This window comes from Nocardioides sp. S-1144, assembly GCF_005954645.2.
Classification (GTDB): Bacteria; Actinomycetota; Actinomycetes; order Propionibacteriales; family Nocardioidaceae; genus Nocardioides; species Nocardioides dongxiaopingii.
Genome location: NZ_CP040695.2, coordinates 1763793 through 1789207, shown reverse-complemented (window position 1 = coordinate 1789207; position 25415 = coordinate 1763793). Strand labels below are relative to the sequence as shown.

The window sequence follows — 25415 nt, the reverse complement described above, 5'->3', positions numbered from 1 at the left end:
GTCGCCTGCGCGGTCTCGCCACGCGCGCGCAGGCTCGCGCGCCCCTCGTCAGTGCGCCGCGTCGTGCCAGGAGTGGCCGGTGCCGACGGAGACGTCGAGCGGCACGGTGAGGTCGGCGGCGCCGGCCATCTGCGCGCGGACCAGCGCCTCGAGCGCCTCGGTCTCGCCAGGGGCGACCTCGAAGACGAGCTCGTCGTGGACCTGCAGCAGCATCCGCGAGCGCAGGTCGCTGGCCTCGATCGCGGCCTGGGTGCGGAGCATCGCGACCTTGATGAGGTCGGCCGCCGAGCCCTGGATCGGGGCGTTGAGCGCCATCCGCTCGGCCATCTCGCGCCGCTGCCGGTTGTCGCTGTTGAGGTCGGGCAGGTAGCGCCGGCGCCCCATGATGGTCTCGGTGTAGTCGTCCTTGCGGGCCTGGCCCACGACGCCCTGGAGGTAGTCGCGGATGCCGCCGAAGGTCTCGAAGTACTCATCCATCAGGCCCCGGGCCTCGCCCGGCTCGATGCCGAGCTGCTGACCGAGCCCGAACGCCGACAGCCCGTAGGCCAGCCCGTAGTTCATCGCCTTGATCTTCGCGCGCTGCTCGACGCTCACCTCGTCGGCCGGGACGTCGAAGACGCGGGCCGCGGTGATCGAGTGGAAGTCGCGACCGGACCGGAACGCCTCGATGAGGAGCTGGTCGTCGGACAGGTGGGCCATGATCCGCATCTCGATCTGGCTGTAGTCGGCCGTCATCAGGCACTCCTGGCCCTCGGCGACCACGAAGCCCTCGCGGATGCGGCGTCCCTCCTCGGTGCGGATCGGGATGTTCTGCAGGTTCGGGTCGGTGCTGGAGAGCCGGCCGGTGGCCGCGATCGTCTGGTTGAACGTGGTGTGGATCCGGCCGTCGGGCTGGACGGTCTTGAGCAGCCCCTCGATGGTCTGGCGCAGCCGGATCACGTCGCGGTGGCGCAGCAGGTGGGCCAGGAACGGGTGCTCGGTCTTGACGTAGAGCTGCTGCAGCGCGTCGGCGTCGGTGGTGTAGCCGGTCTTGGTCCGCTTGGTCTTCGGCATCTCGAGCTCGTCGAAGAGCAGCACCTGCAGCTGCTTGGGCGAGCCGAGGTTGATCTCGCGGCCGATGACGTCGTAGGCGGCCTGCGCGGCGGCGCGCACCTCGGTGTCGAACTCGCCCTGCAGCGTCTCGAGGTGGTCGCCGTCGACGGCGATGCCGGTCTGCTCCATGTGCGCGAGCAGGTGCACCAGCGGCAGCTCGACCTCCGCGAGCAGCCGGGTGCCGCCGCGCTCCTCAAGCTCGACGTCGAGGGCCTCGGCGAGGTCGAGGACGGCGCGGGCGTGCAGCATGGCCGGCCCGGCCACGTCGGTGCCGGTGTCGAAGAGCAGGCCCTGGTCGGTCTCGTCGAGCTCCTGCCTGAGCTCGCGCTTGAGGTAGCGCACGGTGAGGTCGGCCAGGTCGTAGGAGCGCTGGTCGGGGCGCGCGAGGTAGGCCGCCAGGGCGGTGTCGCTGACCACGCCGCGCAGCGCCCAGCCGTGTGCCGCGAGGGCCAGCTCGGGGCCCTTCGCGTCGTGCAGGACCTTGGGCCGGTCGGCGTCGGTGAGCCACCGGGCCAGGGCGGCGTCGTCGTCGGGGGTCAGGGCGGTGGCGTCGACGTAGGCCGAGCGGCCGGTCGCGGTGGCGAACCCGATCCCGTCGACCCGGCCGGTGCCGGCGCCCCACGCCCCACGGACGTGCAGCCCGGTGCGCTCGCCGCCGAGCTCGGCCAGCCACGCCGCGACGGCGCCCGGCTCGAGGGCCTGCCCCTCGAGCTCGAAGCCACCCTCCTCGAGCACCTCGGTGGACTCGATCTCCTCGAAGAGCCGGTTGCGCAGGACCCGGAACTCGAGGCCGTCGAAGAGGGTGTGCACCTCCTGGCGGTCCCACGCCTGGCGGGCCATCTGCGAGGGCAGCAGGTCGAGCTCGAGGTCGCGCACCAGCGCGTTGAGCCGCCGGTTGCGCATCACGTCGGCGAGGTGGGCGCGCAGGTTCTCCCCGGCCTTGCCCTTGACCTCGTCGGCGCGGGTGATCACGTTGTCGAGGCCGTCGTAGAGGGCCAGCCACTTGGCGGCGGTCTTGGGCCCCACCCCCGGGATGCCGGGCAGGTTGTCGGAGTCCTCCCCGACCAGGGCGGCGAGCTCGGGGTAGCGGTCGGGCGTGACGCCGTACTTGGACTCGACGGCCTCGGGGGTCATCCGGGCCAGCTCGGAGACACCGCGGGTCGGGTAGAGGATCGTGGAGTGCTCGGTGACCAGCTGGAGTGCGTCGCGGTCGCCGGTGAGGACGAGCACGTCCATGTCGTCGGCCAGCGCCTGGGTGACGAGGGTGGCGATGATGTCGTCGGCCTCGAAGCCCGGCTTCTTCAGGAACGGGATGCGCAGCGCGTCGAGCACCTCCTCGATGAGCGGCAGCTGGCTGCTGAACTCGGTGGGCGACTTCTGGCGCTTCGCCTTGTACTCGGCGTACTCCTCCATGCGGAAGGTCTGCCGCGACACGTCGAAGGCGACCGCGAGGTGGGTGGGCCGCTCGTCGCGCAGCACGTTGATGAGCATCGAGGTGAACCCGAAGACCGCGTTGGTGAACTGCCCGGTCTTGGTCGAGAAGTTCTCGACCGGCAGCGCGAAGAAGGCGCGGTAGGCCAGCGAGTGGCCGTCGAGCAGGAGCAGTCGCGGGCGGTCGCCGGTGGGTGCAGTGGGTGCCTCGGTCACGCGCCCGACCCTAGCCGTCGCCGCCGACACCGCGGCACGCGGCGGCGCGCGGCAGGATGGGGTCCATGAGCGATGAGAAGACGTCGGTCGAGGAGTTCCTCGCCACCATGCCGATGGGCGCGCTGAACGACAAGCTGGGGGTCACCCTGGTCGAGATGTCGGCCGAGCGGGTGGTCGCCACGATGCCGGTCGAGGGCAACACCCAGCCCTACGGCCTCCTGCACGGCGGGGCGTCGGTGGTGCTGGCGGAGTCGCTGGGCTCGATGGGCTCGGCGCTGCACGCGCACGGCCTCGACAAGGTCGCCGTCGGCGTCGACATCAACGCCACCCACCACCGCTCGGCCACCTCGGGGCTGGTCACCGGCGTCGCGACGCCGGTGCACCTGGGCCGCTCGAGCACGTCGTTCGAGGTCGTGGTCACCGACGAGCGCGGCAAGCGGGTGTGCACCGCGCGCATCACCTGCGCGCTGATCCCCCGCGACGCCCTCACGCCGTAGGCGGCGGCTCGCTCGGCACCTCGGCCGGCCCGGGGACGTCGGCGCGCCGGGCCGAGCGGCGCGCGGCCAGCACCCGGGTCAGCTGCCGGCCGCCGGCGCCGGAGGAGGACCGGGTCGGTCGCTGCGCGGTGATCCGTGCCCGGACCGCCGCGGTCGGCGCGACCCGGAACGTGCCGACCTGACCCAGCGCGAGGCGGGCCATGAACCGGTTCGCGTCGCGCGACCCGGACGCCACGCCGACGCACACGTGCGGGACGCCGGCCTCCTCGGCGAAGGCCGCGGCGCACTCCATCAGGGTGCGGCCGACACCGTGGCGGCGGAACGCGGGGGCCACGGTCGGGGAGACCACGTGCACGGCCAGCTCGAGGTTGAGCGCGGTGACCGTGCCGATGCGGAGCAGCACCGCCCCGGCCGGCTCCCCGTCGTACTCGGCGACGAGGAGGCGCTGCTCGGGCGAGGCCTCGGCGGACTTGACCACCTGCTCGAGGTCGGCGACGCGCTCGTGGTGCTCGGCGCGACGCAGCGCGTCGCACCACAGGTCGGTGAGGAACCCGGCGTCGGTCTGGGTGGCCGGACGGACTGTGATGAGCGAGCGCGACACGCCGACCTCCTGATGGCGTCGTCGTCGACGCGGTTGCCGGCGTCCTGCCCGACGCCTGACCCCTCCCCGGGGACGCTGACGAACACTACGCCCCCCGCGCTCCCCTTGTCAGACTCCTCCTCGCCGGCCCCGGACCCGCTGGTCCGAGACCGGACCGTGCCCGTGCCGTTACCTCGAACTGGTCACCCTGTGGCCCCGAGGTGGGTAACGTGGCCCCTCGGTCGGGCGACGCGCGGGCGTTCCATGGATATGATCCGCCGACCCACCACACCAGGGACCAGCTCGTCGGGCCCACCCGACCCGCTGACAGGAGCCACATGCCGAACCGTCAGACCCCGTCCCGGGGCGTTCTCGCTCGACCACTTGCCGCCGTCGTGGCGCTCGGCGCGTTCCTCGCGCTGTTCGTGCTGGCGGGCCCGGCCTCGCCGGCGTCCGCGGCCTGCGACGGCACCGCCATCCCGAAGACGATGTCGGGTGTCCTCGTGAACTCCGCCGACGACGGCGCACCCGTGCCCGGCGTGGCGATCACGGTCACCAACTGCGACGGCGTCGAGTTCGAGGGCGAGACCGACGAGTCGGGCGCGTTCACGATCGACTTCGAGGCCGGCATCGGTCCGGTCACCGTCGCCCTCGACCCCGAGACCCTGCCCGACGGCGTCGAGATGCGTGACGGGGCCAGCACCACCAACACCCTGACCGGCTCGCTCACCGAGCTCAACACGACGTTCCTCATCGGACCCGACGGGCGCAACGTCGAGACCAAGTGGGACCGGGTCGCCGGGCTGGTCTACAGCGGTCTGCTGTTCGGCCTGATCCTGGCGATGGCCGCCCTGGGGCTCTCGATGGTCTTCGGCACGACCGGGCTGACGAACTTCGCCCACGGCGAGCTCGTCACCTTCGGCGCGATGGCCGCGTTCTTCGTCAGCACCGGCATCCCGCTGCCCTTCACCGACAACGACATCAGCCTGCCGTTCATCTGGGCGGTGCCGGCCGTGGTCGTCCTGGCGCTCGGGTTCGGCTGGCTCCAGAACACCGTGCTCTGGCAGCCGCTGCGCAAGCGCGGCGTCGGCCTGATCGCGGCGATGATCGTCAGCATCGGCCTGCAGTTCTTCCTGCGCAACGTCTACGCCTACCTCACGGGGTCGCGCACCGAGACCTACCAGGACTACTACACGCCCGAGGGCAAGGACGCGTTCGGCCTGTTCACCTACACCAACCGCGACATCGCCATCGCGATCACCTGCATCGTGGTGCTCACCGTCGTGCTCCTGGTGCTCCAGTTCACCCGGATCGGCCGGGCCACCCGCGCCGTCTCCGACAACCCCGCGCTGGCCGCGGCCACCGGCATCAACGTCGACCGCGTCATCTCGCTGGTGTGGATCGTCGGCACGGCGCTGGCCGCCCTGTCGGGTGTCTTCCTCGGCTTCACCCTGGGTGTCACCTACCAGATCGGGCAGCTCGTGCTGCTGCTGCTGTTCGCCGCGTGCTGCGTCGGCGGCCTCGGCTCGGTCTGGGGCGCGCTGCTCGGCGCCCTCATCATCGGCGTCCTGATCGACCTGTCGACGCTCGTCATCCCCTCCGACCTCAAGAACGCCGGAGCCCTGCTCCTGCTCATCGTCATCCTGCTCGTGCGTCCCCAAGGCCTGCTCGGCCGCCGGGAACGGGTCGGCTGAGGCGAAAGGACGAACGCAATGGACCTCATCACCACACCGCTCCACGACGCCTTCGCCCCTGTGGCCATCTCCTACGTGCTCGCGGCGATGGGCCTCAACATCCACTATGGATACACGGGTCTGCTCAACTTCGGCCAGGCGGCGTTCGCGGCCGCCGGCTCCTACGCCATGGCGGTCATGATCGTCTCCTTCGGCGTGCCGTTCATCCCCGCGATCCTGCTCGGGCTCGCCGCCTCGGTCGTGCTCTCGCTGGTCATGGGTGTGCCCACCCTGCGCCTGCGGGCCGACTACCTCGCGATCGTCACGATCGCGGTCGCCGAGATCCTCCGGCTCCTGTTCAGCACCTCGTTCAAGGAGTACTTCCACGCCCGTGACGGCGTGAGCGGCTTCACCGGGACCTTCCGGTCCTGGAACCCGTTCCAGGACATGGAGGGCACCTTCCTCTCCTTCAGCGCCAACGACCTGTGGGTCATGATCGTCGGCTGGATCATCGTCGCGCTGGTCAGCACCCTGGTCTTCCTCCTGATGCGCAGCCCGTGGGGCCGCGTCCTCAAGAGCATCCGCGAGGACGAGGACGCCGTGCGCTCGCTCGGCAAGAACGTCTACGGCTACAAGATGCAGGCGCTCGTGCTCGGCGGCATGATCGGGGCGATGGGCGGCTTCGTCGGCGCCCTCGGCCTGGCCTCGGTGCAGCCCGACACCTTCAACACCGACTTCACCTTCATCGCCTTCACCATGCTGATCCTCGGTGGTGCGGCCCGGGTCCTCTCCCCCGCCGTCGGCGCCGTGCTCTTCTGGGGCGTGCTGTCGTTCATGTCCGTGGCCCTCTCCGAGCTGTCCGACATCGTCCCGGGCGACCTGCTCGACAGCAACCGGATCGGCAACATCCGCTTCGCAGTGGTCGGCCTGGTGCTGATGCTGCTGATGATCTACCGCCCGCAGGGACTCTTCGGAGACCGGAAGGAGATCGCGATCGATGCCCGCTGACCGCGACGAGCGCACGCTCGACAAGAACTCGCCCGAGAAGGACCCGCTCGGGAAGACCCCGTCCCACCGGGCGGCGGGCGACGCCAAGGCAGGGCTGGCCGGACTGGCCGGGCTGTCGACCGACCCCGGGGTGGCCAAGCCCGACCCGATCCTGGTGGCCACGGGGATCACCCGCACCTTCGGCGGCCTCAAGGCCGTCGACGTCGCCCACCTGGAGATCCAGCGCGGTGTCATCACCGCGCTGATCGGCCCGAACGGCGCCGGCAAGACGACGTTCTTCAACCTGCTGACCGGCTTCGACCGACCCGACGCCGGCGAGCGCTGGTTCAACGGCCGCTCGCTCAAGCGCGTCTCGGCCAGCCGGGTCGCCCGACTCGGCATGGTCCGGACCTTCCAGCTGACCAAGGTGCTCTCGAAGCTCACCGTCCTGGAGAACATGCGCCTCGGCGCGACCGGCCAGCTCGGCGAGAAGATGTGGGCCGGCTGGCTGCCCTTCCTCTGGCGCGACCAGGAGAAGGAGGTCACCGGGCGTGCCCGTGAGCTGCTGACCCGGTTCAAGCTCGACGCCAAGGAGGACGACTTCGCCGGCGCGCTCTCCGGCGGTCAGCGCAAGCTCCTCGAGATGGCCCGCGCCCTGATGGTCGGCCCCGAGCTCGTCATGCTCGACGAGCCGATGGCCGGGGTGAACCCCGCGCTCAAGCAGTCGCTGCTCGGGCACGTGAAGTCGCTGCGCGAGGAGGGCATGACCGTCCTGTTCGTCGAGCACGACATGGACATGGTCCGCGACATCTCCGACTGGGTCGTGGTCATGGCCCAGGGCCAGATCATCGCCGAGGGCCCGCCCGACGCCGTCATGGCCGACCAGCGCGTCATCGACGCCTACCTCGGCGCGCACCACGACGTCGACATCACCGAGCTCGACCCGGAGGTGGTCGCGCTCGAGGTCGAGGCCGAGATCGAGGCCGAGCACGGCTCCGCGGGCGCCTCCACCACCGAAGAACTGGAGCGATGAGCATGGCTCTCGAGAAGCAGACCGACGCCGACGCCCGCGCCGCCGAGGCGCGGGCCAAGCACCTCGCGGCCGCCGACGGCGCCGTCCTGCGTGCCGACGACCTCATCGCGGGGTACGTGCCGGGCGTCAACATCCTCAACGGCGCCGACCTCTACTGCCACCCCGGCGAGCTGGTCGGCATCATCGGCCCGAACGGCGCCGGCAAGTCGACCCTGCTCAAGGCGCTCTTCGGCCTGGTCAAGGTGCACACCGGCTCGGTGACGCTGCGCGGTGACGAGGTCACCAACGAGCGGGCCGACTCGCTGGTCAGCAAGGGCATCGGCTTCGTGCCCCAGACCAACAACGTGTTCCCGAGCCTGACCATCGCCGAGAACCTCCAGATGGGCTGCTACCAGGCCCCCTCGAAGTACTCCAGCCGGTTCGAGTTCGTCACCAACATCTTCCCGCAGCTCGGAGCCCGTCGCGGGCAGCGGGCCGGGTCGCTGTCCGGCGGCGAGCGGCAGATGGTGGCGATGGGCCGCGCCCTGATGATGGAGCCGTCGGTGCTCCTGCTCGACGAGCCGTCGGCCGGGCTCTCCCCCGCCATGCAGGACGAGGTGTTCCTGCAGACGCGCGAGATCAACAAGGCCGGCGTCAGCGTCGTCATGGTCGAGCAGAACGCCGCCCGGTGCCTGCAGATCTGTGACCGCGGCTACGTCCTCGACCAGGGTCGCAACGCCTACACCGCGACCGGCGCCGAGCTCGCCAAGGACCCCAAGGTCATCGAGCTCTACCTCGGGACCCTGGCCAAGAAGTAACCCGCTCGACCCCGGTCGGCTGCCCGCGCAGCGCGACCACCCAGCAGGCCCCCGGTGCGGTTGCACCGGGGGCCTGTTGCCGTTCCAGGGCCCCGAGCCCCGGGCCACCGGAGCGGGTCGCCGGCCGGCGACCCGCTCTTGGAACGGCGCCCCTGGGTCGCCGGTGCGGGCACCGCGGTCCCGTGGCCGGGCCGCGCAGCGCCTGGGGGCTCCCCGTGGCCATCTCCGGGCCCGGGGAACGAGAAAGGGCCCCGGGTGCCGAAGCACCCGGGGCCCTCCTCAGAAGGTGTGTCTACCGCGGAGAGGTCACTCGCCCTGTCCGAGGCCGGCCTGGATGAGCGCCGGGACGATCTTCTTGGTCTCGTCGAAGCTGATCAGGATGATCGCGTCGGGGTCCTCCGCAGCGATCGCCTGGACCTCGGCGTTGTAGTTGGCCGCCTCCGGCGAGTAGAGCTGGTAGGAGACGACGCTGCCGCCGGCCTCCTCGTAGAACGAGCGGACGTTCTCGGCCAGCGCCTCACCGTAGGAGTCCTGGCGAGCCAGGATCGCGACGCTCTGCTTGCCGTCCTCGATCAGGGTCGAGGCCATGACCTGGCCCTGGAGCACGTCGGACGGCGCGGTACGGAAGTACAGGCCGCTGTCGGCGTAGGTGTCGAAGGCCGTGGAGGTGTTCGCCGGCGAGATCTGGGCGACACCGGCCTGCGTGATCTTGTCGATGACCGACAGCGAGACCGAGGACGACGCCGCACCGATGACGACGTCAGCGCCACCGGAGAGGAGCTTGTCGGTCTCGGACGGGGCGATGTTCGGCGTGCCGTCACCGGAGTCGGCGCGGATCGAGGTCGCCTGCGACCCGTTGACGCCACCGTTCTCGTTGATCTCCTTGACCGCCAGCTCGACGCCGGCGAACTCCGGGGGTCCGAGGAAGGCGAGGTCACCGCTCGAGGGCAGCAGCATGCCGACGACGAACTTGCCGTCGCCCTTCTTGACGCTGGCGATCTCCTGGTCGGGCTTCACGTCGGCCGCGTCGGGGATCTGGCCGGTCACGAAGTTGACGGGCGCGTAGTTGTTGTCCGCGCCGTACTCGAAGATGCCGATCGTCGCGGCCGACGGGCTGCCGGTCGAGTTGAGGTCGATCGGGCCGGAGACACCGTCGTAGTCGATGTCGGTACCGTCGGCGAGCAGGTCGGCGCACGCCTTGAACTCGGTGCACTTCTCGCCACCGCCGGTGACGTCGGCCATGTTGGAGCCGATCGCCGTGCCGGAGTCGTCGCCCGCGGCGATCGCGGCGAGGGCCGCCACGATCGTGGCGTCGTAGGACTCCGGACCGTAGGTGAAGTCCTTGAGCTTCTTGTCGACGCCGAGCAGCCGCTGGCGGAAGTCGTCGCCGAGCTCGGCGCCCGGGTAGGTCGCCTTGACACCCTCGAGGGTGCCCGGGTCGAAGTCCTCGGTGTAGTTGGCGGTGTTGCCGTCGACGAAGTACAGCTGCATCCCCGCCGCCTCGGCCGGCGGAGCGCTCGACTCGCCGCCCGCGCTCGAGCTCGACTCGCCGCCGGACGGCGTGTCGTCGCCGTCGCTGTCGTCCTCGCCGCCACACGCGGCGAGCACGAGCGTGCTGGCAACGGCGACGATCCCGAGTCGCGCCTTCTTGCTAAGGGGTTTCATGGGGCCTCCGGAGTCATCACAGGTCGTGGCTCATGCCGACGACGAGGCACAACCTATTACGGCAGCGCCCCCGTGCGCAGCACGTCGCCACGGCTTGTCGGATTCGTGATCTTTCCGTGTCGAAGCGCCCGAGGCAGGACAAGTTGCCGTCGAGGGTCAGGAACGGCCCGGAACTCCGTGCTCGACGACGCCGTCGGCGACCTGGCGCATCGAGAGCCGCAGGTCCATCGCGGTCTTCTGGATCCAGCGGAAGGCGTCGGGCTCGGACAGCTCGAGCTCCTTCTGCAGCACGCCCTTGGCGCGGTCGACCGCCTTGCGGGTCTCGAGCCGCTCGGTGAGGTCGCTGACCTCGGCCTCCAGCAGCGACAGCTCGGCGAACCGGCTCCGCGCCATCTCGATCGCCGGCACCAGGTCGGACTGGGTGAACGGCTTGACCAGGTAGGCCATCGCCCCGGCGTCGCGGGCGCGCTCCACGAGCTCGCGCTGCGAGAACGCGGTCAGGATGACGACCGGGGCGATCCGCTTCGCCGCGATCGCCTCGGCGGCCGCGATCCCGTCGAGGACGGGCATCTTGACGTCGAGGATGACCAGGTCGGGCCGGTGCTCGGTGGCGAGCTCGATGGCCCGCGCCCCGTCGCCGGCCTGACCCACGACGGCGTACCCCTCGTCGGTCAGCATCTCGGCGAGGTCCATCCGGATGAGGGTCTCGTCCTCGGCAATGACGACGGTGGGCTGGTTCACGGCCCCAACCTATCGGTGGTCGGGGTCGGCGCGGCCTCAGGCCGGGTGCTCCGACCCGTAGGTCCCGACGTGGGGCCCGGCGGGCGGCGTCCGCGAGGCCAGGTAGTGCGCGACCTCGGCCCGCTCGACCCGGCGCCGTCCGCACGCGGTGGCTCCGGCCCGGGCGTTCTCGATCGCGTGCTCGTTGCTGGCCGCGGCCCAGCCCAAGAGGTTCCACACGGCGTGCTCCCGGCGGTCTGGTGATGGAGTCCCAAAGTATAGTTACTTAATCGTGTTTGAGCAATGCGCCGGGCCCGACCGCCGTGGGCTAGGGTTTCGTGCGCTGGCCGGGTTGGTGGAATCGGCAGACACGGCGCCCTCAAAAGGCGTTGCCCTCTGGGCGTGCGGGTTCAAGTCCCGCACCCGGCACCAGTGTCGGTGGTGCCAGCCACCATCGACGTGTGCCCCACGTTCGCCCCTGGTCCACCGTCGAGTCGGCGCTTCGCGACTCCGATGCTGGCATGCGCGATGCCGACAACGCCGCCAAGCACGGAGTCGCCGTCAAGACGATCCGGAGGTGGCGACGGCTCTACCAGCGCCAGGGACAGCTGCGCGGGCAGACCCACCTCGCACCCGACTGCCCCCGTTGCGGCAACGGCATCCTGGCCGACGCGGAGTACGCCGAGCTGCTGGGCTGGTACCTCGGCGACGGTCACATCACCCTCGGCCGACGTGGCGTCCACAACCTGCACGTCGTCAACGACCGTCAGTACCGGGATGACAACGCTCGGTTGCGCGACATCATGTCGATCGTCAAACCCGGCGGGCGACCCCACACCCGGGACGTCCCCGGCGCCGTGGTGACGACAGTGTCCTGGAAGCACTGGCCGTGCCTGTTCCCGCAGCACGGACCAGGCCGCAAGCACGACCGGCCGATCGTGTTGGACGACTGGCAAAGACGAGTGGTCGAGGCGAACCCTGCTGCCTTCCTCCGCGGCCTCTTCCACTCCGACGGCTGCCGTGTGCGCAACTGGGCGACACGTCCGGTGGCCGGTGGGCTCAAGCGCTACGACTACCCGCGCTGGCAGTTCACCAACGTGAGCGCCGACATCCGCGAGCTGTGCTGCTGGGGCCTGGACCTGGTCGAGGTGCCGTGGCGGCAGAGTCGCTGGAACTGCATCAGCGTCTCGCGGCGCGAGGCGGTCGCGCGGCTCGACGAGCTGATCGGCCCGAAGACCTGACGCGGCGTGACCGCCGGCTCCTATGCTGGCGCGGTGGACCGCACCGTCGCCGTCGCCGTGGTGTCGCTGCTGGCGCTCGCGGCCTGTGCCGCGGACGACGGCACCGGGTCGCCGCCGGACCCGGCCACCGCGGCGCCGTCCGGACCGGGTCAGCGGGCGCAGTGCGCGGTCGCCGACCCCGAGGGCCAGCTGATCCTCCTGCCCGGCAGCCTCACGCCGAGCAGCGCGACGGTGCTCGACGGCGTCGACCTCGACCGCTCCGTCGGGCTCGAGGTGATCGAGCAGTCCGCCGTCGCGTTCGCCGGCCGGAGCACGGTGCAGGGCGTCGTCCTCGACTACCCCCCGCTGCCGAACGCCGATCTCGCCGACTCGCTCGCCACCTGGGAGACCCGCCGCGACCTGCCCGGGCTGCGACTCGCACCCGGCGACGGGCAGCACGCCGTCCTGGTGGCCGTGCAGCTCACCGACCCCGCCGCGGCCGGGCACCTCGACGGCGTCGTCGTGCGCTACACCGACGCCGGCGGCGCCCACGAGAGGACGCTGGCGCAGCCGCTGCTCGTGCAGCCGCCCGACGCGCTGTGCGACGTCGCGGCCTACGACTCGACGCTCGACTGGGCGCCCTGACGGTCCCTCGCGGGGCCGGCAGCCGGGGTCAGCCCTGGCGGCGGTAGGCCGGGGCGGCCTCGTTGATCGCGTCGCCCATCCGGTGGATGCGCAGCGCGTTCGTGGAGCCGGGGATGCCGGGCGGGCTACCCGCGACGATGACGACGAGGTCGCCCTCCTCGACCCGGCCGATCGCGAGCAGCTGCTCGTCGACCTGACGGACCATCTCGTCGGTGTGGTCGACCGCCACGGTCCGGAACGTCTCGACGCCCCAGGTGAGCGAGAGCTGCGAGCGCACCCGGTTCTCGGGGGTGAAGGCGAGGGTCGGGATCGCGCTGCGCAGCCGGGCGAGCCGCTTGGCCGAGTCGCCGCTCTGGGTGAAGGCGACGACGTACTTCGCGCCGACGCGGGCCGCGACCTCCTCGGCCGCCTTGGCGATCACGCCGCCGCGGGTGTGCGGGTCCCAGGCGATCGCGGTGATCTGGCCGGACTCGACCTGCTCGAGCGCGTGGTTCTCGGTGGAGGTGATGATCCGGGCCATCGTCTCCACGACGTGGATCGGGTGGTCGCCGACGCTGGTCTCGCCCGACAGCATCACCGCGTCCGCGCCGTCGAGGACGGCGTTCGCGACGTCGCTGGCCTCGGCGCGGGTGGGCGCCGGGCTGGTGATCATCGACTCGAGCATCTGGGTCGCGACGATGACCGGCTTGGCGTTCAGCCGGGCCTTGCGCACGATCTCCTTCTGCAGGAACGGCACGTCCTCGAGGGGGCACTCGACGGCCAGGTCGCCGCGGGCGACCATGAAGCCGTCGAAGGCCTCGATGACCTCGTCGAGGTTCTCGATGGCCTGCGGCTTCTCGATCTTGGCGATGACGGGCAGCACCTGCCCCTCCTCGCGCATGATCCGCCGCACGTCCTCGACGTCCTTGGCGTCGCGCACGAAGCTCAGGGCGATGAAGTCGACGCTGAGGCTGAGCGCGAAGCGGAGGTCGGCGATGTCCTTCTCCGACATCGCGGGCACCGAGACCGCCACGCCGGGCAGGTTGATGCCCTTGTGGTTGCTCACGCGGCCGCCGACGAGCACCTCGGTGTGGACGTCGGTGCCGTCGACCTGGAGCACGCGCAGGCGCACCTTGCCGTCGTCGATGAGGATCGGGTCGCCGGTCCGCACGTCGCCCGGCAGGCCCTGGTACGACGTCCCGCCGACGTCGCCGTCGCCGGGGACCTCGCGGGTCGTGATGGTCCACCGCTGGCCGCGCTCGAGGATCGCGAAGCCCTCGGCGAACGTCGCCAGCCGGATCTTGGGGCCCTGCAGGTCCGCGAAGATCCCGACGCCGCGACCCGAGGCGTCGGCGGCCTCGCGGACGAGGCGGTAGGACTCGGCGTGGTCGGCGTGGGTGCCGTGGCTCATGTTCAGCCGGGCGACATCCATGCCGGCGTACACCAGCTCACGGATCCTCCGCTCGGAGCTCGTGGCCGGACCCAGGGTGCAGACGATCTTTGCTCTACGCACGTGCCTACCCTACTCGGTCTTGGAACGATCCAAGAACGATTCGGGGTGGCGATCGTGGCGAGTCGTGAAACTCGGGGCGACCGCGGGGCGATCCGGCGCGCCACGAGCCCGCCGCCCGTGCCCGCGAGGCCCGACCGGTGGTCGGGGCCTCGCGGGCTCGGCCGGGGTGGCTCAGACCACCAACGGTCGCGCGGTCGGCGGGATCGGCGCCGGGAGCGCCGTCGAGCCGGTCAGGTAGGTGTCGACGGCGGCGGCCGCCGCCCGGCCCTCGGCGATGGCCCAGACGATGAGCGACTGCCCGCGGCCACAGTCGCCGGCGGAGAAGACACCGCTGACCGAGGTCATGTAGTGCTGGTCGCGCGCGACGTTGCCGCGCTCGTCGAGGTCGACGCCGAGCTGCTCGACCAGGCCCTGCTTCTGAGGCCCGACGAAGCCCATGGCGAACAGCACCAGCTCGGCCGGGATCTCGCGCTCGGAGCCCTCGATCTCGACCAGCCGGCCGCCCTCGAAGACGACGTCGACCAGGACCAGCGCGCGGACGTTGCCGTCGGCGTCGCCGAGGAACTCCTTGGTCGAGACGGCGTAGACGCGCTCGCCGGCCTCCTCGTGGGCCGAGGAGACGCGGAACGTCATCGGGTACGTCGGCCACGGCTGGCCCGAGGGCCGCGTGCTCGGCGGCTCCGGCATGATCTCCAGCTGCGTGATCGAGGCCGCGCCGTGCCGGGTCGAGGTGCCGAGGCAGTCGGCACCGGTGTCGCCGCCGCCGATGATGACGACGTTCTTGCCGGTCGCCACCACCTGCTCGGAGCCGTCGGTGGTCGCCGGGTCGCCGACCGCGGCCCGGTTGGCCTGCGGCAGGAACTCCATGGCCTGGTGGATGCCACCCAGCTCGCGACCGGGCACCGGCAGGTCGCGCGCCTCGGTGGAGCCCATGGCCAGGACGACGGCGTCGTAGCGGTCGCGGAGCTTCTCGGTGGTCAGCCCCGACTCCTCGGTGCCGACCTCGATGCCGGTGCGGAAGACGGTGCCCTCGCGCCGCATCTGCTCGAGCCGCTTGTCGAGGTGCTTCTTCTCCATCTTGAACTCGGGGATGCCGTAGCGCAGCAGGCCGCCGATCTTGTCGGCCCGCTCGTAGACGGCGACCGTGTGGCCGGCGCGGGTCAGCTGCTGGGCGGCGGCGAGACCGGCCGGGCCCGACCCGATGACGGCGACGGTGCGGCCCGAGAGCCACTCCGGGGCCTGCGGGCGCACCAGCCCGGACTCCCAGGCCCGGTCGATGATCGAGACCTCGACGTTCTTGATGGTCACGGGGTCCTGGTTGATCCCGAGCACGCAGGCGGTCTCGCAGGGCGCGGGGCACAGGCGTCCGGTGAACTCCGGGAAGTTGTTGGTCGCGTGCAGGCGCTCGATGGCGCCCTCCCAGTCGTCGCGCCAGACCAGGTCGTTCCACTCGGGGATGATGTTGCCGAGCGGGCAGCCCTGGTGGCAGAACGGGATGCCGCAGTCCATGCAGCGGCCCGCCTGCTGGGTGATGATCGGCAGGAGCGCCCGCCCGGCCGAGCCCGGGTAGACCTCGTTCCAGTCCTGGACGCGCTCCTCGACGGGGCGGCGGGCCGCCACCTCGCGGCCCTGCTTCAGGAAGCCCTTCGGGTCAGCCATGGAGACTCTCCATCATCGCGTCGGCGGTCTGCTGCTCGTCGAGTCCCTCGGCCTCGGCCTTCGCCTTGGCCTCCAGGACGGTGCGGTAGTCGCGCGGCATCACCTCGGTGAAGCGGGCCAGCGCCGCGGGCCAGTCGGCCAGCAGCTCCTGGGCCACCGGCGAGCCGGTCTCCTCGAGGTGCTCGCGCACCAGCTGCTCGAGCTCGCCGGCGGCCTCGCCCTCGACGGGGCCGAGCGCGACGAGCTCCTGGTTGACGCGGAACTCCTTCAGGTCGAGCACCCAGGCGACGCCGCCGGACATGCCGGCCGCGAAGTTGCGCCCGGTCTTGCCCAGCACGACCACCCGGCCGCCGGTCATGTACTCGCAGCCGTGGTCGCCCACGCCCTCGGTGACCAGCCAGGCACCGGAGTTGCGCACGGCGAACCGCTCCCCCACGCCACCGCGCAGGAACACCCTCCCCGACGTCGCGCCGTAGGCGATCGTGTTGCCGGCGATGATCTGCTCGTTGCTGTTGAACGTCGCCGCCCGGTCGGGGCGGACGACGATCCGCCCGCCGGAGAGCCCCTTGCCGACGTAGTCGTTGGCGTCGCCCTCCAGGCGCAGGGTGATCCCCCGCGGCAGGAACGCGCCGAACGACTGTCCGGCCGAGCCGGTGAAGGTGAGGTCGATGGTGCCCTCGGGCAGCCCCTCGCCGCGGTACCGCTTGGTCACCTCGTGGCCGAGGATGGTGCCGACGGTGCGGTTGACGTTGCGGATCGGCACCTGGGCGCGCACCGGCTCGCCGCGCTCGAGCGCGGCCTCGGCCAGCGGGACGAGCGTGGTGACGTCGAGCGAGCGCTCCAAGCCGTGGTCCTGCGCGCCGGTGTTGCGGCGCGCCTGGTCGGGGAACTGGGCGTGGTCGACCTCGTGCAGGATCGGCGACAGGTCGAGACCGGCGGCCTTCCAGTGCTGGACCGCCTCGACGGTGTCGAGCGCGGAGACCTGGCCGACCGCCTCCTCGAGGGTGCGGAAGCCGAGCTCGGCAAGGATCTCGCGCACCTCCTGGGCGACGTACTCGAAGAAGGTGACGACGTACTCGGCCTTGCCGCTGTAGCGCTCGCGCAGCACCGGGTTCTGGGTGGCGACACCCACGGGGCAGGTGTCGAGGTGGCACACGCGCATCAGGATGCAGCCCGACACCACCAGCGGCGCGGTCGCGAAGCCGAACTCCTCGGCTCCGAGCAGCGCCGCGACGACGACGTCGCGCCCGGTCTTGAGCTGGCCGTCGGCCTGGACGACGATCCGGTCGCGCAGGCCGTTGAGCAGCAGCGTCTGCTGGGTCTCGGCCAGGCCGAGCTCCCACGGACCGCCGGCGTGCTTGAGCGACGTCAGCGGCGAGGCGCCGGTGCCGCCGTCGTGCCCGGAGATCAGGACGACGTCCGCGTGCGCCTTGGAGACGCCGGCGGCGACCGTGCCCACGCCGACCTCGGAGACCAGCTTGACGTGCACCCGGGCGGCCGGGTTGGCGTTCTTCAGGTCGTGGATGAGCTGGGCGAGGTCCTCGATCGAGTAGATGTCGTGGTGCGGCGGGGGGCTGATCAGCCCCACGCCCGGCGTGGAGTGCCGGGTCCTCGCCACCCACGGGTACACCTTGTTGCCGGGCAGCTGGCCGCCCTCGCCGGGCTTGGCACCCTGCGCCATCTTGATCTGGATGTCGTCGGCGTTGGTCAGGTACTCCGAGGTGACGCCGAAGCGACCCGACGCGACCTGCTTGATCGAGCTGCGCCGCTCGGGGTCGTGGAGCCGCTCGGAGTCCTCGCCGCCCTCACCGGTGTTGGACTTCGCGCCCAGCCGGTTCATCGCGATGGCCAGCGTCTCGTGCGCCTCCTGCGAGATCGAGCCGTACGACATCGCGCCGGTCGAGAAGCGCTTGACGATCTCGCTGACCGGCTCGACCTCCTCGATCGGGATCGGGTCGCGGCCGGTGACGTGGGCGCCCTTGAAGCGGAACAGCCCGCGCAGCGTCATCAGCTCGCCGGCCTGGTCGTCGACGGCCTGCGTGTACTGCTTGAAGATGTCGTAGCGCTGGCTGCGCGTGGAGTGCTGGAGCCGGAAGACCGTCTCGGGGTTGAACAGGTGCGGCTCGCCGTCGCGGCGCCACTGGTACTCGCCGCCGACCTCGAGCTCGCGGTGCGCCGGCAGCACGCCGCCGCGGGGGTAGGCCGTCGCGTGCCGGCGGGCCACCTCCTCGGCGATGGTGTCGAGGCCGATGCCGCCCAGCTTGGACGTCGTGCCGGTGAAGTAGGCGTCGACGACGTCCTGGGAGATGCCGACGGCCTCGAAGATCTGGGCGCCGGTGTAGGAGGCGACGGTGGAGACGCCCATCTTCGACATCACCTTGAGCACGCCCTTGCCGAGCCCCTTGACGAGGTTGGCGACGGCCTGCTCGGGCTCGTTCTTGACGTAGTAGCCCTCGCGGGCGAGGTCCTCGACCGACTCCATGGCCAGGTAGGGGTTGACCGCCGCGGCGCCGTAGCCGACGAGCAGCGCGACGTGGTGCACCTCGCGGACGTCGCCGGCCTCGACCAGCAGCCCGACCTGGGTGCGGGTCTTCTCGCGCACCAGGTGGTGGTGCACCGCACCGGTGAGCAGCAGCGACGGGATCGGCGCCAGGTCGGCGTCGGAGTGGCGGTCGGAGAGCACGATGACGCGGGCCCCCTCGGCGATCGCGCCGCTGACCTCGCGGCAGATCTCCTCGATCCGCGCGGCCATGGCGGTCCCCCCGCCGGCGACCTCGTAGAGGCCGCGGGCGACGTGGGTGATGAAGCCGGGCATGTCGCCGTCACGGTTGATCTGGCGGATCTTGCCGAGGTCGTCGTTGGAGATGACCGGGAACGGCAGCACGACCTGGCGGCACGACGCCGGCTGCGGCTCGAGCAGGTTCGCCTCCGGGCCGATGGTGCCGTTGAGCGAGGTGACGAGCTCCTCGCGGATGGCGTCCAGCGGCGGGTTGGTGACCTGCGCGAAGAGCTGGGCGAAGTAGTCGAACAGCAGCCGCGGCTTCGCGCTCAGCGCCGCGATCGGCGAGTCGGTGCCCATCGAGCCGAGCGCCTCGCCCCCGGTGGTGGCCATCGGCGCCAGCAGCACCCGCAGCTCCTCGGTCGTGTAGCCGAAGATCTGCTGGCGCCGGGTGACCGAGGCGTGGGTGTGCACGACGTGCTCGCGCTCGGTGAGGTCGTCGAGGTGGATGAGGCCGGCGTGCAGCCACTCGCCGTACGGGTGCTCGGCGGCCAGCTCGGTCTTGACCTCCTCGTCCTCGATGATCCGGTGCTCGTCGGTGTCGACGAGGAACATCCGGCCCGGCTGCAGCCGGCCCTTGCGGACGATCGTGGCGGGGTCGAGGTCGAGGACGCCGACCTCGGAGGCCAGGACGACGAGCCCGTCGTCGGTGACCCAGTAGCGGGAGGGGCGCAGCCCGTTGCGGTCGAGCACCGCACCGATCTGGGAGCCGTCGGTGAACACGACGCACGCGGGACCGTCCCACGGCTCCATCAGGGCCGAGTGGAAGGAGTAGAACTCGCGCCGCTTGGCGTCCATCTCGGTGTGGTTCTCCCAGGCCTCCGGGATCATCATCAGCACCGCGTGCGGCAGCGACCGGCCACCCATGTGCAACAGCTCGAGCACCTCGTCGAAGGAGGCGGAGTCCGACGCGCCGGGCGTGCAGATCGGGAAGAGCCGGTCGAGGTCGCCGGGGATCAGGTCCGAGGACAGCAGCGCCTCGCGGGCCCGCATCCAGTTGCGGTTGCCCATGACGGTGTTGATCTCGCCGTTGTGGGCGATGAACCGGAACGGGTGCGACAGCGGCCAGCTCGGGAAGGTGTTCGTCGAGAACCGGGAGTGCACGACGGCCAGCGCGGAGGCCATCCGCTCGTCGACGAGGTCGGGGAAGACCTGGTCGAGCTGGTCGGTGGTGAGCATGCCCTTGTAGGCCAGGGTGCGCGACGACAGCGACGGGAAGTACACGTCGGTCTCGCGCTCGGCGCGCTTGCGCAGGCAGAAGGCCAGCCGCTCGAGGGCCATGCCGGTGACCCGCTGGCCGGCGCCGGCCACGAAGAGCTGGCTGAAGGTCGGCATCACCGAGAGCGCCATGCTGCCCAGGCTCGACGGGTCGGTCGGCACCTCGCGCCACCCGAGGACCGCGAGGCCCTCCTCGGCGGCGATCGTCTCGATCTGGGCGCGGGTGTCCGCCACGTGCTCCTCGTCGCCGGGCAGGAAGGCGATGCCGACGGCGTAGGACGACGGCCGGGGCAGCTCGAAGCCGGCCTCGGCCGTGACCGCGCGCAGGAACGCGTCGGGCACCTGGAGCAGGATGCCGGCGCCGTCACCGGAGTTGACCTCCGCGCCGGCAGCACCGCGGTGGTCGAGGTTGCGCAACGCCGTCAGGGCCTTCGCGACGATGTCGTGCGAGGCCTCCCCCGTAAGCGTGGCCACGAACGCGACGCCGCAGGCGTCCTTCTCGTGCGCCGGGTCGTAAAGCCCCTGGGGCGGCGGGAACGCGTGCTGGTACGGCACTGGAGTTCTCCCGTCGGTGGTACCGCGCATCGGTGGAGCGAACGCGGAACGTGTGTGGACGCAGGGACATCGTTGGCCCACGCGGCGGAGGTCCAGAGATTACCACCGCGTTACGCGGCCCGCGCCGACGTCCCCCGGGCGTGGACAACGCTGACCCGTCAGTGATCACTGACGGGTCGGCGTCAGGGGCGGTCGGGCCTGGTCGAGCCGTCCGCGTCGGCAGGCTCCGCGTCGGCGGGCTGCGCGTCGGCGGGCTCCGCGTCGTCGGCGGGCTTCTCGTCGTCCTCGGGCGCCTCGACGCCGGAGGCCTCGCCGGCCGCGGCGGTTTCCCCCGCCTCGTCGGCCTCGGGGGCCGGCTCGCGGCCGGGCAGGTAGACCGAGGGCTCGCGGCCGGGGTGCCGGCGGCTGCTCCACACGAAGTAGGCCGCGGCCGCGACGAACAGCACGATCGAGGTCCACACGTTGAACCGCAGGCCGAGCACGTCGTCGAGCTGGACGGCGTCGACGCGCAGGTACTCGATCCAGCCCCGGCCCAGGGTGTAGCCCATGACGTAGAGCGCGAAGACGCGGCCGTAGCCGAGCTTGAAGCGGCGCTCGGCCCACAGCAGGAGGCCGAAGACCCCGAGGTTCCAGACGCACTCGTAGAGGAACGTCGGGTGGAACGTCGTGCCCGGTGCGTAGCCGTTGTCGCGGGCGATGTCGTCGGTGACGTCGAGGGCCCACGGCAGGTCGGTGGGCTTGCCGAACAGCTCCTGGTTGAACCAGTTGCCCCAGCGGCCGATGGCCTGGGCCACGATCACCGCCGGTGCGAGGGTGTCCATCAGGGCGGTGATCCGGATGCCGCGGCGGCGCGACCAGATCCAGACGCCGAGGGCACCGAGGGCGACCGCGCCCCAGATGCCGAGGCCACCGCGCCACACGTACAGCGCGGTGACCGGGTTCCGGCCCTCGCCGAAGTACTTCTCCCAGTCGGTGGCCACGTGGTACAGCCGGGCGCCGACGACGCCGAACGGCACCGCCCACACCGCGAGGTCCTGGACGTCGCCCGGGCGGCCACCGCGGGCCACCCAGCGGCGCTCGCCGATCCAGATCGCCACGACGATGCCGAGGATGATGCACAGCGCGTAGCCGCGCAGCGGGAGCGGCCCGAGGTTCCAGACCCCGTCGCCGGGCGGGTGCGGGAACGTCATCGGCAGCATCAGGATTCCTCGAGGAGCGAGTGGATGTCGGCGGCGTACTGCGACGGGCTGGTGGTGGCGTCCCAGTAGACCGGCGCCTGGTCGGTGGGGTCGACCCCCATCACCTGGGTGGTGTGGCCACCGGGGTCCTTGCGGTCGATCCCGACCGCGAGCGCCCTGCCGACCTCGACGATGGTGTCGAAGTCGCTGGTGAGACCGATGAAGTCGTCGTCGAACTGGTCGAGGTAGGAGCGCAGCGCCTCGGGGGTGTCGCGGTCGGGGTCGCTGGTGACCATCACGACGTCGACGGCGTCGCGGTCGGCGTCGTCGAGGCGGGTCATCGCCGAGGCGAGGTTGGTGAGCACGGCCGGGCAGACGTCGACGCAGTTGACGTAGCCGAAGAAGACCAGGGTCAGCCGCTTGTCGGTGCTGTCGGCCAGCGAGTAGGCGTCGCCGTCGGTGTCGACGAGCTCGGTGGCCGGCACGTCGTAGGGGTTCTGGAGCACCTTGCCCGAGAACGGCGCGGCGTCGTCGTCACCGCCGCACGCGCCCAGCCCGAGGCCCAGCGCGAGCGAGACGACGAGCGCGACGGCGGCCGGGCGGCTACGCACGGGCCGGCGCACGGCGCACCCCCTCGGCGAGCTCGGCGGTGAGCGCCGACAGGGCGCGCAGCCCGGCGGTGCGGTCCCCGGCGTGGTCGAGCAGGGTGCGGACGAAGGCCGACCCGACGATCACCGCGTCGGCGTAGGCCGCGACGTCGGCGGCCTGGTCGCCCGTGCCGACCCCCACCCCGACGCCGACCGGCAGGTCGCGGCCCTCGGCGAGCGAGGCGCGGGTGCGGGCGACGAGGGGGCCGGCGAGGTCGCTGCTCGTGGCGCGGGCCCCGGTCACGCCCATCACGGCGGTGGCGTAGACGAAGCCGCGGGAGGCCGCGGTGGTCAGGGCGAGACGCTCCTCGGTCGAGGACGGCGCCACCAGGAAGATCTTGTCGAGGTCGCGCTCGTCGGCCGCGGCGATCCACTCCGGGGCGTAGTCGGGCGTCAGGTCGGGCGTGATGAGGCCCGCTCCCCCGGCGTTCGCGAGGTCGGTGGCGAAGCGCTCCACGCCGTAGCGCTCGACCGGGTTCCAGTAGGTCATCACCACGGTCGGGACGCCGGTGGCCGCGACCGCCTCGACGGTGCGCAGCACGTCGGAGGTGCGGAAGCCGAGCTCGAGGGCCTGCTGGGCGGCGGCCTGGATGGTCGGTCCGTCCATGACCGGGTCGCTGTAGGGCAGCCCGACCTCGATCGCGTCGCAGCCGGCGTCGACCATGGCGCGCAGCGCCTCGATGCCGCCGTCGACGTCGGGGAAGCCGGCCGGCAGGTAGCCGAGCAGGACCGCGCGGTCCTCCTCGCGGGCCCTGGCGAAGGCGCGCGCGGTGCTCACTGCTGCTCCGGGGTGGCGCTCTGGGGATCCGCGACCGGCGTCGCCCGGCCCAGGCCGAAGTACTCGAGGGCGGTGCCCATGTCCTTGTCGCCGCGGCCCGAGAGGTTGACCAGGATCGTCTGCCCGGGGCGCTCGCGGGCCAGCTCCATCACGCCGGCGACGGCGTGGGCGGACTCGATGGCCGGGATGATGCCCTCGGTGCGCGAGAGCAGGGCCATCGCCTCCATGGCCGCCTTGTCGGTGACCGGGACGTAGGTCGCCCGCCCGCTCGCCGCGAGGTGCGCGTGCTGGGGGCCGACACCGGGGTAGTCGAGCCCGGCCGAGATCGAGTGGGACTCGACGGTCTGGCCGTCGTCGTCCTGGAGGACGTAGGTGCGGGCACCGTGCAGGACGCCGACCTCGCCGGCGTTGATGGTGGCGGCGTGCCGGCCGGTCTCGACGCCGTCGCCGCCCGGCTCGTAGCCGTAGATCGCGACGTCGGGGTCGTCGAGGAAGCCCGCGAACAGCCCGATCGCGTTGGAGCCGCCGCCGACGCACGCCGCGACGACGTCCGGCAGGGCGCCGGTGAGCTCGAGGCACTGCCGGCGGGCCTCGTCGCCGATGCTGCGCACGAACGACAGCACCAGGCTCGGGAACGGGTGCGGGCCGGCGGCGGTGCCGAAGAGGTAGGCGGTGTGGTCGACCGAGGAGACCCAGTCGCGCATCGCCTCGTTGATGGCGTCCTTGAGGGTGCGCGAGCCGCTGGCGACCGGGACCACCTCGGCGCCGAGCAGCTGCATCCGGGCGACGTTGAGCGCCTGGCGCTCGGTGTCGACCTCGCCCATGTAGACGGTGCAGTCGAGCCCGAGGTAGGCCGCCGCCGTGGCGGAGGCGACGCCGTGCTGGCCGGCGCCGGTCTCGGCGATGACCCGCTTCTTGCCCATCCGCCGGGTGAGCAGCGCCTGGCCGAGCACGTTGCGGATCTTGTGGGCGCCGGTGTGGTTGAGGTCCTCGCGCTTGAGCAGGATGCGGGCCCCGGCGAGCTCGGAGAGCCGGTGGGCCTCGTAGAGCATGCTCGGCACGCCGGCGTAGTTCTGCAGCAGCTGCTCGAACTCGCGGCCGAAGGCCGGGTCGGCGAGCGCGTCCTGCCAGGCGGCGTCGAGCTCGTCGAGGGCCGCGATCAGGGCCTCCGGCATGAACCGGCCGCCCCACTGCCCGGCGGTGTCGCCGAACCAGCCCTGCTCGTCGGCGGCCCAGCGGGTCGTGGGGGTCGTGCCGGTCGTGGTGCTCATGCAGTGACTCCGGTCATCCGGGCGACCGCCTCGCGCGGTGCGCCGTCCTTGACGAGCGCCTCGCCGACGAGGACCGCGCGGGCGCCCTCGGCGACGAAGCGCTTCACGTCGGTCTCGTCGCCGATGCCCGACTCGGCCACCAGCACGCGGTCGGCCGGCACCAGCGGCGCGAGCCGCCCGAAGGTGTCGGCGTCGACGGCGAGGGTCTTCAGGTTGCGGGCGTTGACGCCGATCAGCTCGGCGCCGAGGGCCACGGCGCGCTCGGTCTCGGGCTCGTCGTGCACCTCGACCAGCACGGTGAGGCCGAGCTCGCGGGCCTGGTCGTGCAGCCGGCGCAGGGTGTCGTCGTCGAGGGCCGCGACGATGAGCAGGGCCAGGTCGGCGCCCGCCGCGCGGGCCTCGACGAGCTGGTAGCCCTCGACGATGAAGTCCTTGCGCAGCAGCGGCACGTCGACGGCGGCGCGGACGGCGACCAGGTCGGCGAGGCTCCCGCCGAAGCGTCGCTCCTCGGTGAGCACGCTGATCGCGGCCGCTCCCCCGGCGGCGTACTCGCCGGCGAGCGAGGCCGGGTCGGGGATGGCGGCGAGGTCGCCCTTGCTGGGGCTGCGCCGCTTGACCTCGGCGATGACGCTCGACCCGGCGGCGCGCAGGTGCGGCATCGGGTCACGCGGGGGCGGGGCGTCGGCCAGGGCGGCCCGGACGCCCGCGAGCGGCGTCCGCGCCTCACGGACGGCGAGGTCGAGCCGGACGCCGGCGACGATGTCGTCGAGCACGGACATTTGCTGATCTCCGGTGGTGGACTGGACCGATGTTCGGATCGAGGTTTGCGGCGAGGCCTTTCGAAGCAGTCTGGCACGCGACCCCCTAAGGTCTGGCGCGACCCCACGTCGTCTCGAGCCGCTCGAGCAGATGGAAAGAGAGATCACATGAGCTACGGAGCTCCGCCCCCGTCCAACCCCTACGGCTCCCCCGGTGGTTACGGCGGCGCGCCGCAGGACCACCCCAAGGGCACCACGGTCCTGATCCTGGGCATCCTGAGCCTGGTCTGCTGTGGCCTGTTCACCGGTATCCCGGCGATCATCATGGGCAAGAAGGCGCTCGAGGAGATCGACCGGGCCCCGCAGTCGTACAACAACCGCGGCAACATCAAGGCCGGCTACATCTGCGGCATCATCGGCACCGCGCTGTCGGTGCTCGGCATCGTGCTCAACATCATCCTGCTCGCGGCGGGCGCCGGCCTCGCCGGCAGCTGACCGACTCGCTGGGACGGCGCCCTGACCCC

21 protein-coding genes and 1 tRNA gene are annotated in these 25415 nt (G+C 71.7%); 9 read left to right on the top strand and 13 right to left on the bottom strand.

Features of this window, described 5'->3' with window-relative positions:
• Positions 1-48: 48 nt before the first annotated feature.
• Positions 49-2739 carry a DNA polymerase I gene (gene polA / locus FE634_RS08445; RefSeq protein WP_148240508.1) on the bottom strand — a complete coding sequence of 897 codons (2691 nt, stop codon included), beginning with the start codon at positions 2737-2739 and terminating at the stop codon, positions 49-51.
• Between the two features lie 65 nt (positions 2740-2804).
• On the opposite strand from polA, the gene FE634_RS08440 reads away from it, so the two are divergent.
• On the top strand, positions 2805-3236 hold the full coding sequence (locus FE634_RS08440; RefSeq protein WP_138875622.1) for a hotdog fold thioesterase: 432 nt from the start codon (positions 2805-2807) through the stop codon (positions 3234-3236).
• Here FE634_RS08440 and FE634_RS08435 read toward each other — a convergent pair.
• Positions 3226-3837, bottom strand: a complete 612-nt coding sequence (locus FE634_RS08435) for a GNAT family N-acetyltransferase (protein WP_138875621.1) — start codon at positions 3835-3837, stop codon at positions 3226-3228. The genes FE634_RS08440 and FE634_RS08435 overlap by 11 nt on opposite strands.
• 317 nt (positions 3838-4154) lie before the next feature.
• Between FE634_RS08435 and FE634_RS08430 the strand changes: the two genes are divergently transcribed.
• From FE634_RS08430 to FE634_RS08415, 4 genes are read left to right on the top strand one after another with little or no spacing between them, the layout of a single operon-like run.
• Complete coding sequence (locus FE634_RS08430) at positions 4155-5510, top strand: ABC transporter permease subunit (RefSeq protein ID WP_137292181.1); 1356 nt, start codon at positions 4155-4157, stop codon at positions 5508-5510.
• 18 nt (positions 5511-5528) lie between these two features.
• Positions 5529-6497, top strand: coding sequence for a branched-chain amino acid ABC transporter permease (locus FE634_RS08425; RefSeq protein WP_137292182.1), 969 nt, complete (start codon positions 5529-5531; stop codon positions 6495-6497).
• Positions 6487-7509, top strand: a complete 1023-nt coding sequence (locus FE634_RS08420; RefSeq protein ID WP_138875619.1) for an ABC transporter ATP-binding protein — start codon at positions 6487-6489, stop codon at positions 7507-7509. Before FE634_RS08425 ends, FE634_RS08420 begins: the two co-directional genes overlap by 11 nt.
• Positions 7506-8306, top strand: a complete 801-nt coding sequence (locus tag FE634_RS08415) for an ABC transporter ATP-binding protein (protein ID WP_137292184.1) — start codon at positions 7506-7508, stop codon at positions 8304-8306. Before FE634_RS08420 ends, FE634_RS08415 begins: the two co-directional genes overlap by 4 nt.
• 306 nt (positions 8307-8612) lie before the next feature.
• Here FE634_RS08415 and FE634_RS21590 read toward each other — a convergent pair whose 3' ends face one another.
• From FE634_RS21590 to FE634_RS08400, 3 genes are all read right to left on the bottom strand, one after another.
• Positions 8613-9971, bottom strand: coding sequence for an ABC transporter substrate-binding protein (locus FE634_RS21590; protein ID WP_246060504.1), 1359 nt, complete (start codon positions 9969-9971; stop codon positions 8613-8615).
• A 156-nt stretch (positions 9972-10127) separates the two neighbouring features.
• Complete coding sequence (locus FE634_RS08405) at positions 10128-10664, bottom strand: ANTAR domain-containing response regulator (protein WP_246060516.1); 537 nt, start codon at positions 10662-10664, stop codon at positions 10128-10130.
• A gap of 84 nt (positions 10665-10748) precedes the next feature.
• Positions 10749-10931, bottom strand: a complete 183-nt coding sequence (locus FE634_RS08400; protein ID WP_138875618.1) for a hypothetical protein — start codon at positions 10929-10931, stop codon at positions 10749-10751.
• Positions 10932-11037: 106 nt separating this feature from the next.
• Here FE634_RS08400 and FE634_RS08395 point away from each other — a divergent pair.
• The 3 genes from FE634_RS08395 (at position 11038) to FE634_RS08385 (ending at position 12556) form a co-directional block, all read left to right on the top strand.
• Positions 11038-11123: transfer RNA gene (locus FE634_RS08395), tRNA-Leu, on the top strand.
• A gap of 89 nt (positions 11124-11212) precedes the next feature.
• Positions 11213-11932, top strand: coding sequence for a transcriptional regulator (locus FE634_RS08390; RefSeq protein WP_262347623.1), 720 nt, complete (start codon positions 11213-11215; stop codon positions 11930-11932).
• Positions 11933-11965: 33 nt separating this feature from the next.
• Positions 11966-12556 carry a hypothetical protein gene (locus tag FE634_RS08385; RefSeq protein ID WP_138875616.1) on the top strand — a complete coding sequence of 197 codons (591 nt, stop codon included), beginning with the start codon at positions 11966-11968 and terminating at the stop codon, positions 12554-12556.
• Between the two features lie 28 nt (positions 12557-12584).
• On the opposite strand, the gene pyk is transcribed toward FE634_RS08385, so the two are convergent.
• The 8 genes from pyk to trpC form a co-directional block, all read right to left on the bottom strand.
• On the bottom strand, positions 12585-14048 hold the full coding sequence (gene pyk / locus FE634_RS08380; RefSeq protein WP_138875615.1) for a pyruvate kinase: 1464 nt from the start codon (positions 14046-14048) through the stop codon (positions 12585-12587).
• A gap of 171 nt (positions 14049-14219) precedes the next feature.
• Positions 14220-15707, bottom strand: a complete 1488-nt coding sequence (locus FE634_RS08375) for a glutamate synthase subunit beta (protein ID WP_138875614.1) — start codon at positions 15705-15707, stop codon at positions 14220-14222.
• Entirely contained in the window at positions 15700-20289 is a 4590-nt protein-coding gene (gltB, locus tag FE634_RS08370; protein WP_148240507.1) for a glutamate synthase large subunit, read from the bottom strand. The genes FE634_RS08375 and gltB overlap by 8 nt, the downstream gene beginning before the upstream one ends.
• 152 nt (positions 20290-20441) lie before the next feature.
• Positions 20442-21458, bottom strand: coding sequence for a prolipoprotein diacylglyceryl transferase (gene lgt / locus FE634_RS08365; protein ID WP_138875613.1), 1017 nt, complete (start codon positions 21456-21458; stop codon positions 20442-20444).
• The gene (locus tag FE634_RS08360) at positions 21458-22060 is read right to left on the bottom strand and encodes an SCO family protein (protein WP_138875612.1); all 603 of its coding nucleotides are present in this window, start codon (positions 22058-22060) and stop codon (positions 21458-21460) included. Before FE634_RS08360 ends, lgt begins: the two co-directional genes overlap by 1 nt.
• Positions 22041-22862, bottom strand: coding sequence for a tryptophan synthase subunit alpha (trpA, locus tag FE634_RS08355; protein WP_137292194.1), 822 nt, complete (start codon positions 22860-22862; stop codon positions 22041-22043). The genes FE634_RS08360 and trpA overlap by 20 nt, the downstream gene beginning before the upstream one ends.
• Positions 22859-24133 carry a tryptophan synthase subunit beta gene (gene trpB / locus FE634_RS08350; protein ID WP_138875611.1) on the bottom strand — a complete coding sequence of 425 codons (1275 nt, stop codon included), beginning with the start codon at positions 24131-24133 and terminating at the stop codon, positions 22859-22861. The genes trpA and trpB overlap by 4 nt, the downstream gene beginning before the upstream one ends.
• Positions 24130-24912, bottom strand: a complete 783-nt coding sequence (gene trpC, locus FE634_RS08345; protein ID WP_138875610.1) for an indole-3-glycerol phosphate synthase TrpC — start codon at positions 24910-24912, stop codon at positions 24130-24132. Before trpC ends, trpB begins: the two co-directional genes overlap by 4 nt.
• A gap of 147 nt (positions 24913-25059) precedes the next feature.
• On the opposite strand from trpC, the gene FE634_RS08340 reads away from it, so the two are divergent.
• The gene (locus FE634_RS08340; RefSeq protein ID WP_137292197.1) at positions 25060-25386 is read left to right on the top strand and encodes a DUF4190 domain-containing protein; all 327 of its coding nucleotides are present in this window, start codon (positions 25060-25062) and stop codon (positions 25384-25386) included.
• Positions 25387-25415: the final 29 nt, after the last annotated feature.

Bases quoted from the DNA above. Each gene is read 5' to 3' on its own strand.
- FE634_RS21590 (WP_246060504.1), bottom strand. From the start codon at position 9,971: ATGAAACCCCTTAGCAAGAAGGCGCGACTCGGGATCGTCGCCGTTGCC.
- FE634_RS08415 (WP_137292184.1), top strand. From the start codon at position 7,506: ATGAGCATGGCTCTCGAGAAGCAGACCGACGCCGACGCCCGCGCCGCC.
- FE634_RS08405 (WP_246060516.1), bottom strand. From the start codon at position 10,664: ATGGACCTCGCCGAGATGCTGACCGACGAGGGGTACGCCGTCGTGGGT.
- trpC (WP_138875610.1), bottom strand. From the start codon at position 24,912: ATGTCCGTGCTCGACGACATCGTCGCCGGCGTCCGGCTCGACCTCGCC.
- FE634_RS08430 (WP_137292181.1), top strand. From the start codon at position 4,155: ATGCCGAACCGTCAGACCCCGTCCCGGGGCGTTCTCGCTCGACCACTT.
- FE634_RS08420 (WP_138875619.1), top strand. From the start codon at position 6,487: ATGCCCGCTGACCGCGACGAGCGCACGCTCGACAAGAACTCGCCCGAG.
- trpB (WP_138875611.1), bottom strand. From the start codon at position 24,133: ATGAGCACCACGACCGGCACGACCCCCACGACCCGCTGGGCCGCCGAC.
- lgt (WP_138875613.1), bottom strand. From the start codon at position 21,458: ATGCTGCCGATGACGTTCCCGCACCCGCCCGGCGACGGGGTCTGGAAC.
- FE634_RS08390 (WP_262347623.1), top strand. From the start codon at position 11,213: ATGCGCGATGCCGACAACGCCGCCAAGCACGGAGTCGCCGTCAAGACG.
- FE634_RS08375 (WP_138875614.1), bottom strand. From the start codon at position 15,707: ATGGCTGACCCGAAGGGCTTCCTGAAGCAGGGCCGCGAGGTGGCGGCC.
- FE634_RS08340 (WP_137292197.1), top strand. From the start codon at position 25,060: ATGAGCTACGGAGCTCCGCCCCCGTCCAACCCCTACGGCTCCCCCGGT.
- FE634_RS08425 (WP_137292182.1), top strand. From the start codon at position 5,529: ATGGACCTCATCACCACACCGCTCCACGACGCCTTCGCCCCTGTGGCC.
- gltB (WP_148240507.1), bottom strand. From the start codon at position 20,289: ATGCGCGGTACCACCGACGGGAGAACTCCAGTGCCGTACCAGCACGCG.
- FE634_RS08440 (WP_138875622.1), top strand. From the start codon at position 2,805: ATGAGCGATGAGAAGACGTCGGTCGAGGAGTTCCTCGCCACCATGCCG.